7 protein-coding genes are annotated in these 14,094 nt (G+C 76.9%); 1 reads left to right on the top strand and 6 read right to left on the bottom strand.

Annotated features, from left to right (window positions below; all coding sequences use genetic code 11):
- Positions 1-7 precede the first annotated feature (7 nt).
- The 5 genes from ACIBPC_RS12155 to ACIBPC_RS12175 are packed head-to-tail and all read right to left on the bottom strand — an operon-like array spanning position 8 to position 11,776.
- A complete protein-coding gene (locus ACIBPC_RS12155; protein WP_398843442.1) occupies positions 8-4,720 on the bottom strand; it encodes a hypothetical protein in 4,713 nt (1,570 codons plus the stop codon).
- 12 nt (positions 4,721-4,732) lie between these two features.
- Positions 4,733-5,584: a hypothetical protein gene (locus ACIBPC_RS12160; protein ID WP_398843444.1), complete on the bottom strand. Its 852-nt coding sequence runs from the start codon at positions 5,582-5,584 to the stop codon at positions 4,733-4,735.
- Positions 5,581-7,143, bottom strand: coding sequence for a hypothetical protein (locus ACIBPC_RS12165; RefSeq protein ID WP_398843446.1), 1,563 nt, complete (start codon positions 7,141-7,143; stop codon positions 5,581-5,583). Before ACIBPC_RS12165 ends, ACIBPC_RS12160 begins: the two co-directional genes overlap by 4 nt.
- Positions 7,144-7,191: 48 nt before the next feature.
- A complete protein-coding gene (locus ACIBPC_RS12170; protein WP_398843449.1) occupies positions 7,192-9,306 on the bottom strand; it encodes a SpoIIE family protein phosphatase in 2,115 nt (704 codons plus the stop codon).
- Positions 9,307-9,319: 13 nt separating this feature from the next.
- Positions 9,320-11,776 carry a SpoIIE family protein phosphatase gene (locus ACIBPC_RS12175; protein WP_362958914.1) on the bottom strand — a complete coding sequence of 819 codons (2,457 nt, stop codon included), beginning with the start codon at positions 11,774-11,776 and terminating at the stop codon, positions 9,320-9,322.
- 189 nt (positions 11,777-11,965) lie between these two features.
- On the opposite strand from ACIBPC_RS12175, the gene ACIBPC_RS12180 reads away from it, so the two are divergent.
- Positions 11,966-12,418 carry a cyclic nucleotide-binding domain-containing protein gene (locus ACIBPC_RS12180; protein ID WP_362958912.1) on the top strand — a complete coding sequence of 151 codons (453 nt, stop codon included), beginning with the start codon at positions 11,966-11,968 and terminating at the stop codon, positions 12,416-12,418.
- A 10-nt stretch (positions 12,419-12,428) separates the two neighbouring features.
- Here ACIBPC_RS12180 and ACIBPC_RS12185 read toward each other — a convergent pair whose 3' ends face one another.
- A complete protein-coding gene (locus ACIBPC_RS12185) occupies positions 12,429-13,865 on the bottom strand; it encodes a HEAT repeat domain-containing protein (protein ID WP_398843452.1) in 1,437 nt (478 codons plus the stop codon).
- Positions 13,866-14,094 lie beyond the last annotated feature (229 nt).

Genomic DNA, 14,094 nt, shown 5'->3' on the forward strand with positions numbered 1-14,094 from the left:
CGGCGCGTCAGGACGCGGGGACGGCGGCCTCCGCCTCCCCCGGCGCGGGCGGCGGGCGGCGGTACACGCGGGTCGCCGTGATCTCGCCGTGCACGGTCGCGGCGTCGGGGTCGGTACGGGGCAGCCCCGGCCGCAGGTGCTCCTCGACGCTGATGTACTTCAGGCCCGCGCGGAGGTCCGCGTCGTTCCGCAGCCGGATGACGAGGGGGAACTCGGCCAGCGCCGTCGTGTCGAACAGCCCTGTGGTGTAGAGGAGTTGCACGCCGAGGGCGTCGGCGACGGCGCGCTGCAGCTCCAGCAGGTATGTGGCGTTGGCGCGGCCGATGGGGTTGTCGAGGAACAGCGTGCCCGCGTGCCGGTGGCGGTCGTGGCCGCGGTCGTTGCTGCGCAGGGCGGCCATCGTGCAGTAGAGCGCGATGGCGGCAGTGAGGAGCTGGCCGCCGGAGAAGACGTCGCCCATCTGCCCGACGGGGACGCGTTCCGCGCGCAGCACGGCGTCCGGCTTGAGGATCTCGACGCGCACGCCGCGCGGCTGGAGCGCCGCGTGGACGCCGCGCAGGAGCAGCGACATGCCGTCGCGGCGCAGATCGGAGTTCTTCTTGACGGCGGCGCTCGTGGTCTCGTCGACGACCTCGCCGAGCCGTTCGGCGAGGGTCGCCTGGTCCGGGTCCTCGAAGCGGATGCGCAGGAACTCCTGCCCCGACCACTCCCCCAGCCCCTCGGGCAGCCGGGAGAGCCGCTGCGCGGCGCGGAGCGTGGCGAGGGACGACTCGACGAGGCCGCGCAGGCGGTCGGTGATGCTGTCGCGGTTGCGTTCGAGCTGGGCCAGTTCGTCGGTGAGGACGCGCAGGCGCGGGGCGAACGCCTCGGACCAGGCGGCGGCGTGCGCGGGCAGGGCGGCGGCGGGCAGTTCGCGGATCTGCTGCCTGGCGGGCGTGCGGACCTGCTCGTAGCGCGTGGAGTTGGCGTGCCGGACGAGGCGGTCGGACGCCTCGCGGACGGCGGCCTCCGCGGTGGCCAGCGCCGCGGCGCTCGCACGGAGGGAGCGGCGTGTGTCGGTCGCCGTCTGCCTGGCCTCGGCGAGGGTGCCCGCGTACGGCTCGTCCTCGTCCTGTCCCGTGGCCGCGGGGGTGTCCCCTTCGGCGGGGCCGTGGCCCGGGGGCGGGTCGCGCAGCAGGTCGCGCAGGAGGGCGGCGATCTCCTCGAAGCCGCCGGCCGCGTCCTGGGCCGCCCGGTGGTCGCGCAGCAGGTCCTCGTGGGTGTCGCGGGCGGTGGCGAGGGCGTCGTCGTGGGCGGCGAGGGCGGTGGTGGCCTCGCGCAGGAGGTCGCGGGCGCGGTCGGCGTCGACGGGGATCGCGTCGGGGGGCAGCTCGATGTGGCTGATGCCCTCGGCGGGGGCGAGCCGTTCCGCCTCGCCGCGCAGGCGGCCGAGCTGCTCGCTTGCCGCAGAGGCGCGGGTCTCCAGCAGCTGGACGAGGGACTCGGCGCGGGCGGCTGCGGCCTGCCGCGAGGGGCCGTCGGCGCCCTCGGTGCCCTCCAGCAGGCGGGCGGCGCGGGTGCGGACCTTGTTGCTGAGGCGGTCGAGGGCGGCGAGCGCGGCGCTCTCCTCGCTCTCGGCGCGGGCCTGCTCCGCGCGGAGGTCCGCGCCGACGCCGACCTTCTCGTAGAGCTGGGACGCCGAGCGGTACGCCTCGCGCAGCGCGGGGAGCGACGCCGGGCTGCCCTGGCGCTTCCCCTTGGCGTCCTTCTCCGCTTTCTCCGCCTTCTCCGCGCCGGACGCCTCCGGCCCGTCGGCGAGGTCGGGGTCGTCGGCGAGGTCGGGGGCGCCGGTGACCTCGGCCCGTTCCGCGCGGAGCGCGCGGGCCGTACGGCGCGCGTCGTCGGCTGCGCGCTGGACGGCGCGGCGGTCCTCGTCGGCGGCGCGGGCGCGGTCGAGGAACGCGGCGGCGCGCGCCTCCGCCTCGGCCGTCTCGGCGGCCAGCTCCCGCAGCCTGGCCTGCTGCCTGGGCCGCTCGCGCAGGCGGAACGCGAGCCCGGCGAGCGCGTCGGCGGCGCGGCGGGCGCGCTGTGCGGCGTCCTGGCGCTCGTCGCGCGCGCGGGCCGCCTCCGCCGCCGCGTCGTCCGCCTCGGCGCGGGCGGCGTCGGCCTCGGTAAGGCGGCGGTGGGCGGCGTCGGCCTCGGTGGAGGCGCGCTCCGCGGCGGCGGCGAGTTCGGTGAGCCGCCCCGCGGGGCAGCCCGCGCGCCAGGAGGCGAGGCGCGCGGCGAGGGCGCGCTCCGCCGCCGTGCGGGCGGCGAGGGCGCGGATATCGGTGTCGCGGTCGGCGGCGCGGCGGCGCAGGGCCTGCCGTTCGTCGTCGGCGGCGCGCTCGTCGTGCATCGCGGGGTTGGGCGGCACGAGGAACACGCCGCTGTCCCGGTCCGCCGGGGGCGGGGTGGGGGCGAGCAGCGCGGCGGCCGTGCCGACGGCGACGGCGGAGCGCGGGAGGAGGGCCGCCTGGGCGAGGACCTCGCGGGCCCGCGCGTGGCTCGCCGGGTCGGTGACGACGACGCCGTCGACCAGTTCCGGGCGGGCGGCCAGGACGGTGGCGTGGTCCGCCGGGTCCACGGCCTGGGCGAGGTAGCGCCAGCCGGGGAGCGCCGGGATGCCGTGCTCGCCGAGGTGTTCGACGGTGGCCAGGACGTCGGGGCCCGGGGGCAGGAGGCCGCCGTCGCCGAGGGCGGCGAGGATGCGGGCGTCGTCCGCCGCAGCGGTCCGCAGGTCGAAGAGGCGGCGTTCGTCGGCGGTGGTGCGTTCGTCGAGGAGACCGGCCAGTTCGTCGGCGGCGCGATCGAGTTCCCCGGCCGTGAGCGCGGGGGCGGCGCCGGGGTCGTCCGCGGCCGTGCCGATGGCGGGCAGGCCCAAGAGTTCGGCGAGGCGCGGCTCGGCGGCGAGCGCGGCGGCCGTGCGGTGCTCGCCCTGCCATGCCGCGCGGGTGGCCTCCGCGGCGTCCGCGGCGCGCGCCGCGGCCAGTTCGGCGCGGCCGTGCGCGGCGGCGGTCTGCCGGGCGTGGTCGGCCGTGCGGGCGGCGGCCTCGCGGGCGGACTCGAACGCGGCGGCGGCGGTCTGGGCGGCGTCCTCGGCCGCGAGGGCGGCGCGGGCCGGGTCGGCGCCGTCCAGCCATCCGGCGCCGACCGCGCGTTCGGTCTCCTGGTCCATCTCGGCGAGCCGCTGCCGCAGGTGCTCGGCCTCGCTGCGGGCGCGCTGCGCCTCGGTGGCGGCCGTGGTGGCGTCGCGGTGGGCGGCCTCCGCCCCGGCCTGGAGGGCGGCGGACCGCTCCTCGTGCCCGGTGGCGACGCGTTCGCTCTCGGCGGCCGCGGTGTGCAGGGCGCGCACCAGGGCGGCGGCGGCGCGGCCGCGGGCGGCGAGGGCGGGCGCGGCGTCCCGTTCGGCCTCGCGGATGGCGGCGGCGACCCGGGCGGCGCGGTCGGCTGCCGCGCGGTGCTGGAGGACGGTCTCGGCGGCCTGCCAGGCGGCCTGGAGGGTGCGGGCGTCGGTCAGTTCGCGGCGCTGCGCGGTGGCGGCCTTCTCGGCGGCGGCGAGGGCGAGCGAGGCGTGGCGGTAGGCGAGTTCGGCGGCGGTGCGGGCCGCGAGGCCACGGGTCCGTTCGGCGTCGGCCACGGTGCGGGCGGCGTCCGCGACCCGGTCGGCGAGCACGGCGGCGCGCTCCCGTTCGTCCCGGCCGCGCGCGGTGAGGCGCTGGGCGAGGGCGCGGGCGCGGCGTTCGGCGGCGGTGTGGACGGCGCGGGCCGCGTCGCGCTCGGCGGCCGACTCGCCGATGCGGGTGAGCAGGTCGACGGAGCCCGCGGTGAAGTCGCGCTCTGCGGACAGCTCGGCGCGGCGGCCGAGCTTGTGGGCGAAGCCGTGGACGAGGTCGGCGAGGCCGTCGGTGTCCCGGGTGTCGGTGACGGCGCGCAGCAGCAGGTCGGTGAAGTCCGCGTCGCGGCGGACGGCGAACAGGCCCGCGGCCTCGCCCTCGTCCGCGTTCATCTCGCGCTGGTAGCGGAAGAGTTCGGGGTCGAGGCCGAGGGCGCTGAGGTGGTCGATCCAGCGCTCGTGGATCTCCTCCCAGACGACGTCGAGGTTCGGGTACGCCTTGGCCGTCTCGGTGAGGACATCGCGGAAACCCTTCATGGTGCGGCGGCGCCCCCTGGCCCCGGAGGAACCGTCGGCGCGCGGACGCAGGGCGGTGGACTCGGCGACGGGCAGCGAGTCCAGGCTCATGCCGGGGCCCGGCCGGAACGAGTACCACGCCTCGGCGAAGCGGCGCGGGTCGCTGGAGACCTGGTGGCCGCGCCACTCGCTGACCTTGCCGACGACGATGGTCTCGCCGGTCAGGGTGTGCTGCCATTCGAGGGCGACGTGGCCGCAGTCGTCGGCGAGGAGGAACTTGCGCAGCACGCCGGAGCTGGCGCCGCCCAGCGTGTTGCGGTGGCCCGGGAGCATGACGGAGAAGATCAGCTTGAGCAGGACCGACTTGCCGCCGCCGTTCTCCAGGAACAGGACGCCGGCGGGGGCGGGCCTGCGGGGCGGCCCCTGCGGCTCGTCCTCGAAGAAGTCCGCCTGGGCGGGCGCGGGCTTCGGCACCGGGTCGCCGACACCCCGCAGGTCGAGGACCGTGTCGGCGTACCGGGCGCCTGCCGGGCCGATGGAGTAGAGGCGGATGCGGGCCAGCTCGTACATCGGGTGGGGTCCTTAACCGTGGAACGGGAGGCCGGCGTCCGGCACCAGGCCGAGCGCGTCGTCGTCGGTGGGGGGCACGAGGGAGCCGCTGCCGTCGCTGACCGGGACGACGCCGAGTGCCAGCAGCTCGGCCATGGCGCTGCTCGCGGCCAGCTCGCGGACCTGCAGCTGGTAGCGGGCGGTGGTGCGGTAGGTGCCGCCCCCGTCGTCGCCGGTGCGCTGGAGGAAGCCCGAGTCGGCGAGGAACGCGACGGCCTTGCCGACGATGCCGGTGGTGGAGCCGGCGAGGCGCCGCGCGTCCTTGGTCGCGCCGGTCGCGGTGCGCCGCGACCAGACGCGCCAGGCGGCTTCGAGGCCGGGGGCGTCGGTGGCCGGGTCGGTGTTCTCGCCCTCGGCGGCGGCCTGTTCCTCCAGGCGGCGGCAGGCCTGGCGGACGAACGCCTCCACGCCGTTGACGGTGACGCGGCCGATGTAGCCGTCGTCGGCGAGGTCGGCGGGGCGGGGGAACGCGAGGGCGGCCACCGCGAGATGGGCCAGGCCGTGCAGGAAGCGGTCCGCCGTCTCGGCGGCGGCGCGGCGGGCGTACTCGCTCATCCGCACGGCGAACACGGAGTCCTCGGCCGCCGCGACGGCCATCCCGGCGCGCGGGGACACTTCGAGGACGACCAGGCCGAGTCCGGCGGCGACCGCGTCGGCGAGCCGGGCGAACGGCGGCTCCTCCTGGTAGCGGCGCAGCAGGGCGCCGTACTCGGCGTCGCGCGCCGGGGACGTCCTGGGCTGGAGGCCGAAGGACACCAGCCGTGCGGCGTCGGCGGCGTCGGCCGGGGTGACGGGTGCGGCGGGGGGCCGCTGCGTGTCGGTCATGCGGTGCCTTCCGTCCGCTCGGCGGCCATCCCGGCCGCGTCCAGCAGGGCGGTGCCGACGATGAGGTCGGCGCCGCCGATGTCGGGGTCCGTCAGCTCGGTGCCGTCGTCCACCGCGAACAGCAGCCGGGGCTCGCCCTGGCGGTAGGCGGTGCCGACCGGGGGGCTGGCGGCGTGGACGGCGAGGAGGGCGACGAGGTGGGGCAGTTCGGGGTCGCGACGGCGCGCCTCGGCGAGCAGGCCGGACAGGCGGCGGGGCGCGTCCTCGGGGAGCCGCAGCAGTTCGAGGGCGGTGGCGAGCTGCTCCTCGCTGAAGCGGCTGTCGTCGGGGGTGGCGACGAGGTCGGGCTCGGGCAGTTCGGCGCCGAGGTGTTCGCGGGGCGCGGGCGGGGTGAGGAGCAGCTCGGTGAGGTCGGTGAGGCGTACGGCGCCCGGCGGGCGGGGCCCGGTCGCGCGGGCGAACCAGGCGTCGGTGACGCGAACGGCGCGCTCGACCGGCTCGGTGAGCAGCGGCGCGAGGAGCTGCCCGTACAGGTCGGCGCCCGCGCGGGCGGCGGGGGCGCGGAAGGCCTGCCGGTCCTGCTCGGCGCGGAACAGCGGTCCCGCTTCGAGCAGCCGGGACTGGAGCTGGGTGTGGCGGCGGATGCAGTCCTTGACGATGTCCACGAGTTCGGCGGCGCGCAGCCGGTGCCCGGAGGCGGTGGCCTCGTCGCGGGCGCGGCGGATGTTGGTGAGGATCGCGTTCTCGTGCCGGTAGCGGTCGGCGATGTGGTCGAGCGCCTCGGTGATCATGTCGGGGACGGCGTGCAGCCAGTCGACGGAGCGCACGTCGCGGCGGGTGCTCTCCAGGGTGCGCCGCAGGGTCTCGGCGTACTGGACGGTGCGGTAGCGGGCCTGTTCGGCGGCGAGCTGGGCGTCGGCGAGGCGGCCCCTGGCGACGAGAACGTCGAGTTTGACCTCGGCGGCGATCTGGGCGCTGGTGACGTCGGTGTCGAGGGCGCCGACGAGGACGTTGACCGCCTCGTCGGTGGTGCGCAGCCACACGCCGCCGCCGGGGCCGGGGACCTCCTCGATGAGCTTGAAGTCGTAGTCGCGGCGCACGTACGCGCCCTCGGGGCCGAAGGTGCCGTAGACGGCGCGGAAGCCGCGGTCGACGCTGCCGACGTTGATCAGGTTGTCCAGGACCCAGCGGGCGACGCGTTCGTGCTCGGCGGCGGGGCGTGCCGGGGCCTGCGCGGCGACGCGGGGCAGGAGGCGGGCGACGACCAGTTCGTGGTCGGCGCCGGTGTCGAAGTCCATGGCGAGGGTGACCGCGTCGATGGCGGCGAGCGCGACCTCGGCCATGCTGTAAGTGCTGTACTCTCCCGCGAGGTTGGCCTTGCGGACGTCGAGGTCGTGCAGCGGCGCCGTGCAGGCGAGCGCGCGGAGGCGACGCGCCAGGCCCTCGTCCGCGGCGGGGCCCGGCGCGGGTCGGCCGAGGGGTGCTCTGAGGCCGACGGGCGATCCGTCCGGCAGGGCTGCTGCGGTCACGTGGCACACCCTAGGCGGTGACACTGACATCGAGCGATTCGGGCCGGATGCGGCTGTTGTCCCGGTCGGGGAACGGGCTCAGCGCGGGCGGTGGTTGCGCGCCAGCAGGAGGGCGACGTCGTCCGTGGGCGTGGTGGGGCGCAGGCCGTGCAGGACGCGGTCGCAGGTCTCCTCCAGGGAACCGGACACGTCCTGGAGCAGGTCCCGCATCGCGTTCAGCCCGGCGTCGATGGGCGCGTCGCGCTCCTCCACCAGCCCGTCGGTGAACAGGGCGATGGTGGCACCGTCCCGCAGGTCGCGCCGGTGGGAGGTGAACGGGACGCCGCCCACGCCGAGCGGCACCGCGTTGGGGAGGTCGAGGAGTTCGGCGGTGCCGTCCGGCTGGACGAGGACCGGCGGCAGGTGGCCCGCGCTGGCGATGTCGCAGTGGCCCGCGACGGGGTCGAGGATGGCGTAGACGCAGGTGGCGGTCGTGTCGCCGAGGGACTCGACGGTGTCCTCCAGGTGGCCGAGGAGCGCGTCGGGCGTCAGGTCGAGCCGGGCCAGGGCGCGGATGGTGGACCGCAGTTGGCCCATGATGGCGGCGGCGTGCACGCCCTTGCCCATGACGTCGCCGACGACGAGGCCGATCCGCCCGCCCGGCAGCCGCAGCACGTCGCACCAGTCGCCGCCCGCCTCGCTGATGGCGGGGAGGTAGCGCAGGGCGACGTCGATGTCGTCGCCCTCGGGGAGCTGGGGCCGCATGCTGCGCTGGAGGATCAGCGCGGTGTTGCGTTCGCGGCTGTAGAGCCGGGCGTTGTCCACGCTGATGGCGGCGCGTGCGGCCAGTTCGGTGGCGAGGGCGAGGTCGTCGGTGTCGAACGGGCTGCGGTTGCGCGTACGGCACAGGGTCAGGGTGCCGAGGACGTCGCCGCGCGCGGTGAGCGGGACGACGAGCGCCGAGTGCACGCCGGTGTCGCGCAGGATGGCGGCGGCCTCGTCGTCCCGCGCGATCCCCTGCAGCTGGTCGGGCCCGAGGCGGGGCAGGAGGCGGCCCTTGCCGGTACGGACGACGCCGGTCACGATCGGCGAGGCGTCGTAGCTCCCGGCCTTGCCGACCGGGTAGGCGGCGCAGGCTCCCTGGCTGCCGTCGCAGGCCGTGGCGGCGAGGGTGCGGAAGCGGGCGGGGCCCTCGCGGGCCACGGACGCGCCGGGCGCCTCGTCCAGGACCGCTTCGAGGATGTCCACGGTGGCCAGGTCGGCGAGCCGGGTGACGGTGGCGTCCGCCAGCTCGCGGGCGGTGGTGGCCAGGTCGAGTGTGGTGCCGATGGCGGCGCCCGCCTCGGCGATCAGGGCGAGCCGGCTGCGGGCGGCGGCGAGCCCGGCGACGGCGTTGCGGCGTTCGGTGATGTCGATCGCGAGGCCGACGACGCCGCAGGTGCGGCCGCGCGGGACGGCGACGCGGTAGTAGGAGACGGACCAGACGTGCTCGTGCGCCGGGTCGGCGGGCGGCCGGGCGGTGACGCTCTGGCCGAGGAGCGGTTCGCCGGTCTCCAGGACGTGCCGCAGCGCCTCCTCGATGACCGACAGGTCGGTCTCGCGCAGCACCTCGCCGAAGCCGTGGCCGATCAGCCGGTCGGCCGGCACGCCGACCATCTCCTGGAGCGCCGCGTTGGCCCGCACCCAGTGGAGCTTGGCGTCGAACAGGCCGATCGCCAGCGGCGACTGGTCCACGATGGCGGCGGACAGCGCGAGGTCTGTCTCCAGGCGGCGCACTGTGCCGGTGTCCGCCGCGATGACGAGCGCGCGCGGGTCGCCGCCCATGCCGGCCGTCCACTGGGCGCGGAACTCGGCGCGCCGCAGCAGGCCGTCGGCGAACCGCACGGGCAGGCTGCCCGACCAGTCGGGGCCGCCGGGGTGACGCAGCCACATCTCGGCGAGGCGGCGCGGCCTGCCGGGGCCGAGGAGCTGGGTGACGGGGCGGCCCGTGACGGCCTCGGCGGAGTGGCCGAAGAGGCGTTCGGCGCCGGAGCCCCACAGGAGGACGCGGCCCGCCTCGTCCAGGACGATCCCGGCGATGGTGAGGGTGTCGAGCAGGCTCCCGGGCAGGGTGACGGCCTCGCGTCCGCCGGTGGTGTGGCGGGACGTCTCCTCGGCGGGGTGGCCGGGGGCGGGGGCGCTGTCCGGGGTCTCCGGGGTGGGGTCTGTGGTCATGGCCGGTCCCGGTTCAGTTCCGGTCCAGGGGCTGTTCGGTCCAGATCGTCTTGCCCGCGCCGGTGTAGCGGCTGCCCCAGCGGTGGGCGAGCTGGGCGACGAGGAACAGGCCGCGGCCGCCCTCGTCGGTCGGGCGCGCGCGCCGCAGGTGCGGCTGGGTCTCGCTGGGGTCGGACACCTCGCAGACCAGGCTGTCGTTGAGGATGAGCCGCAGCCCGATGGGGCCGCCCGCGTACCGGATGGCGTTGGTGACGAGTTCGCTGACGATGAGTTCGGTGGGGAACGCGTTCCCGGTCAGGTTCCAGCTCTTGAGCTGGCCGATGACGGCGTCGCGGGCCCGGCCGACGACCTCCGCGTCGGCCGGGAACTCCCAGTCGGCGGTGGCGTCGGGCGGGAGCGGCTGGACGCGTGCGACGAGGAGCGCCACGTCGTTGTCGGGCGCGCGGCCGGGCAGCAGCGCGTCGAGCAGGGCGCGTCCTGTGTCGGCGGGCGAACGGGAGTGCGCGGCCTCCTCGGTGACGCGCTCGCGCAGCAGCGCCATGCGTTCCTCGGAGCTGCGGCCGTCGGGCCCCGGCGCGACGAGTTCCTGGCTGAAGAGGACGAGGAGGCTGCCGGGGTCGAGCCTGACGCGTACGGATTCGAACGGTGTGCCGCCGACGCCGAGGGGCGGCCCCGCCTTCAGGGCGATCTCCTCGGCGGCACGTCCTGGCAGCGCCAGCAGGGGCGGGACGCGGCCCGCGGCGGCCAGGACGCACTGGCCCGACACGGGGTCGTACACGCAGTAGAGGCAGGTGGCGCCGACCGCGCCGCCGGGGCTCGTGCCGCCGTCCGGCTGGGTGTCGGCGAGCCGGATGGCCAGGTCGTCGAGCCGGGTGAGGAGTTCGTCGGGGGCGAGGTCCAGGTCGGCGAGGGTCTGCACGGCGGTGCGCAGCCGCCCCATCGTGGCGGTGGCGTTGAGGCCGTGGCCCGCGACGTCGCCGATGACGAACGCGACGCGCGCCGACGACAGGGGGATGACGTCGTACCAGCTGCCGCCCAGTCCGGCCGCTGTGGCGGCGGGGATGTAGCTGCCGGCCGTGTGGGCGCCGGGCAGTTCGAAGACGGGCTGCGGCAGCAGGCTGCGCTGGAGGGTCTCCAGGGTGCGGTGTTCGCGGGTGTAGCGGCGGGCGTTGTCGAGGCTGAGGGCGGCGCGGGAGCCGATCTCCTCGGCGAGGTCGGCGTCCATGCGGGAGAACGGGGGGTTCCCCTGCGCGCGCCACAGCACCAGGACGCCCAGTTCCTGGCCTCGGGCGCGCAGCGGCACGAGCATCCGCGAGCCCGGCGCGGGCGGCATCAGCCCGATGCCCTCGCTGGCGTACGGGCCCTCGTCGGTGACCGTGCCGACCGGGACGGAGACGACCGAGTCCTCCGGCGGTTCGAGTACGGCGTGGTCCTGCAGGCCCGCGATGCTCTTGCCCTTGACGCGGAAGACCGCCCCCGCGCGGTGCAGCCCGTCGGGCCAGCCGCCGTCCGCGCTGATGGCGGCGACGCGGCGCACGGGCGGGCCGATCAGCGTGGGGCCCGGGTCGTCCCCGCTCAGCACGGCGTCGCCGAGGTCGACCGTGGCGATGTCCGCGAAGTCGGGGACCAGCAGCCCGGCAAGCTCCTCGGCGTTGCGGGTGACGTCGAGGGACGGCCCGATGCGTTCGGCCGCCGCGTGGAGCATCGCGAGGCGGCGGCGTGCCAGGTGCTGCTCGGTGATGTCGGTGTAGATGCTGACGACGCCGAGGACGCGGTGGTCGGTGTCCTTCAGGCGCAGGGCGGTGACGGCGAGGACGCGGTCGCGTTCCGGCGCGGCGGCCAGGCGGGCGGAGTGCTCCCAGTAGATGAGCGGCTCACCGGTGGCGGCGACGCGTTCGAGCCGTTCGAGGGTGTGTGCGGCGTCGTCGGCCCGCATGAGGACGTCGAGCGGCTGCGGCAGCTCGGGCCAGGCGGGCGCGGCGGGCTCGTCCGTCCCGTGGCGGCCCGACGTGGCGTTCATGCGGGTGACGCGCAGCGTCTCGTCGTGGATGGCGATGCCGACCTGGTGCTGGGCGAACAGCGCCCGCAGCAGCGCCTGGTCCTCTTCCTGGCGGCGCGCGGCGCGGCCGGGCGTCAGGACGGCGAGGAAGCGGGGGCCCACGCCGGACCGGGTGTCCATCGGGAAGAGGTCCAGCCGGACGTCCGCCACCCGGCCGTCCTGGTGGCGCAGCCCCACGGTGCGGTGGACGGGGGAGCCCGCCCCGGCGAGCACGGCCCATGCCCCGGGGTCGGCGAGCAGATCGGGCAGCAGCCGTCCGGCGAGTTCGTCGAACGGGCGGCCGGTCAGCTCCTCGGTCAGCCCGCCCGCGTCACCGGCGCGGGCCCTTATCTCACCGTCGGCACCGACCACGAGCAGCAGCGACGCTCCGCCGGGAAGCTGACCGGCGGGCGGGTGCGGGGTGGCGCTCACGTTCCTCCCTCGGCCTGACTGCCGGACCAGAGCCCTCCCCTGCCGACCACTGTGGGGCAGCCGCGGCGGCGCGGCGACCCGGGCGCGGCCGTACGGGTCGGCGCCGCAGGGATGCGGTCGCGCGGGGGCGGGAGTGCAATGGAAGGGCGGGCGCGCGGGCTCGCGTCCCGCGACGGGAGGAGGCGCACGATGACCGCACCACCACGGCTGCTCAGGGCCCTGGCGCCGGAGGACCGCGACCGGCTGATGACGCTCGCCCGGGAGGTCTCGTTCGGCCAGGGAGAACGCATTTTCGAGGAACGGGGGCGCGCGGACCGGTTCTGGATCATCAGGTCGGGGACCGTCCGGCTCGACCTGCGGCTCGGCGGGCGGCGGCCCACGGCCGTGTCGTCGCTGGACACGGGGGAGCTGCTGGGCTGGTCGTGGCTGTTCCCGCCGTACGAGTGGGACTTCGGCGCGGAGGCGCTGAGCCCGGTGCGGGCGTACGAGTTCGGGGGCGCGGAGGTGCAGGCGCTGTGCGACGGGGACCCGGCGTTCGGCTACGGGCTGCTGCGGGTCGTCGCGGAGATCCTGGCCTCCCGGGTCCGCTCGGAGCGGACCCGGCTGCTCGACCTGTTCGCGCCGCACGCGGGGCAGGGCTGACGCGTTGCCCTCAGGGCGTGGCGGGGCCGTCGAGCCGGCCGCGCACGGCGGTCTGGACGGCGGCCTCCTCGGCCGGGTCGGCGGCGAGGCGGCGCAGGCGCTCCATGACGCGCGTGTCGCCCGTGGTGGCGTGGCGGGCGCCGGTCTCGCGCGTGTCCTCCTCGCAGTCCCAGAGGCACTCGACGGCGAAGCCGGCCGCGAAGCCGGGATCGACGCGGGCCAGCGCCCGCGCCGTGTGGCCGCGCAGCTGGGAGGAGGCGGTCTCGCGGTAGATGTACCGCAGGAGCGGGGCCGCGGGGCGGACCGTGAGGCGGCCGACGCCCTCGACGAGGGGCTGGGTCTCCGCCGCGTTGGCGCCGCCGGTGCGCAGGACGTGGTGCAGGGCGGCGAGCACGGACGGCGCGTCGCTCTCCTCGCCGCGGCGGGCGAGGACGGTGGCGGCCGTGGTGCCGAGCGCGTCCGTGCGCCCGGCCCACCGCCGCGCCTGCGGCAGGACGCCGGGGCCGCACATGCGGGCGAAGGCGGTCAGCGCGGCGCGGGCCACGTCCGGGTCGGCGGCGGCCGCGGCCGCCTCGATGAGCGCGCACGCGTCCGGGTCGTCGCGCTCGGCGAGATGCCTGAGGGCGGCGGCACGGACGGGCGGCTCGCCGTCGGCGGCGGCGCTGAGCAGCGCCGGGCGGTCCTCGGGGCCCGCCACGGCGGACAGGCAGCGGGCGGCCGGGGCCTCGCGCCACTGGCGGGGGACGGACTCGTAGCCTTCGAGCGCCCAGGCGAGGACGGCGGCGACGCTCCAGCCGGGGCGGGGGCCCGCGGGCCTGAGCTGGCGCTGCCATCGGGTGAAGTGACCGCCCTCGGACGCGCGGGCGAGGCGGGCGCGCTGTGCCGGGCGGGCGGGGTCCTCGGCCCACAGGCGCCAGGGGCGGGGTTCGAACGCGTCGCGGACGGCGGTGACGAGCGCCGCCTCGCCCTCCTCCGTGGCCGGGAAGCGGTCCAGGACGGCCGGACCGAGGGCGCGGAGCGCGGCGTCGTCGTCGCGGACGGCCAGCTCGTCGAGGGCCCAGCGCCAGTTGGCGCCCGAGACCGCGTAGCGGCGCAGCAGGTCGAGGGCCGCGCGGTTGTCGTACGAGGTCAGGTGGCCGAGGACGGACAGGGCGAGCCCGGTCCTCTCCTCCTCGGGCCGGGACAGGTCGTCGGGGTGGAACAGGTGCGCCGCGAGGGCGCCGAGGTCCGCGCCCAGCTCGGCGTAGAGCCGTGCGTAGTAGAGGGAGCGGTGTTCGAGCTGCCAGTCCAGGCGGGGGTCGTGGAGCACACACAGGTCGAGGGCGGCCACCGCCTCCGGCCGGGGCGCGGCCAGTGCGTGCAGCCAGCCGTCGCCGCGCCCTCGCTGGAGGAGCCCGAGGAGGCTTCCGCTGGGCGCTATGTCTGTTTCGGTGGGACTGGCGAACATATGAGTCAGCATCCGGTGCGGTTGTGCCGGTGGCAACGGGATTTCCGGTCCGGCGGCTCCGCCGGGGGTGCGGAGCCGTGCTCCACCTTGCCATCCCGAGGCGCCTGGGCCCTAACGAACGGCGGTCCCGGGCGGCTGATTCCCGCGCGGAGTGGGTAGGGCTGTGCGAGAGTCTGGGTCTGCCGTGGCGGGCCGTACCGCGTGGCCGGGCCCGTGCCCGCGGGGTCCC

It is taken from the genome of Streptomyces sp. NPDC049879, from assembly GCF_044461265.1.
Lineage (GTDB): Bacteria > Actinomycetota > Actinomycetes > Streptomycetales > Streptomycetaceae > Streptomyces.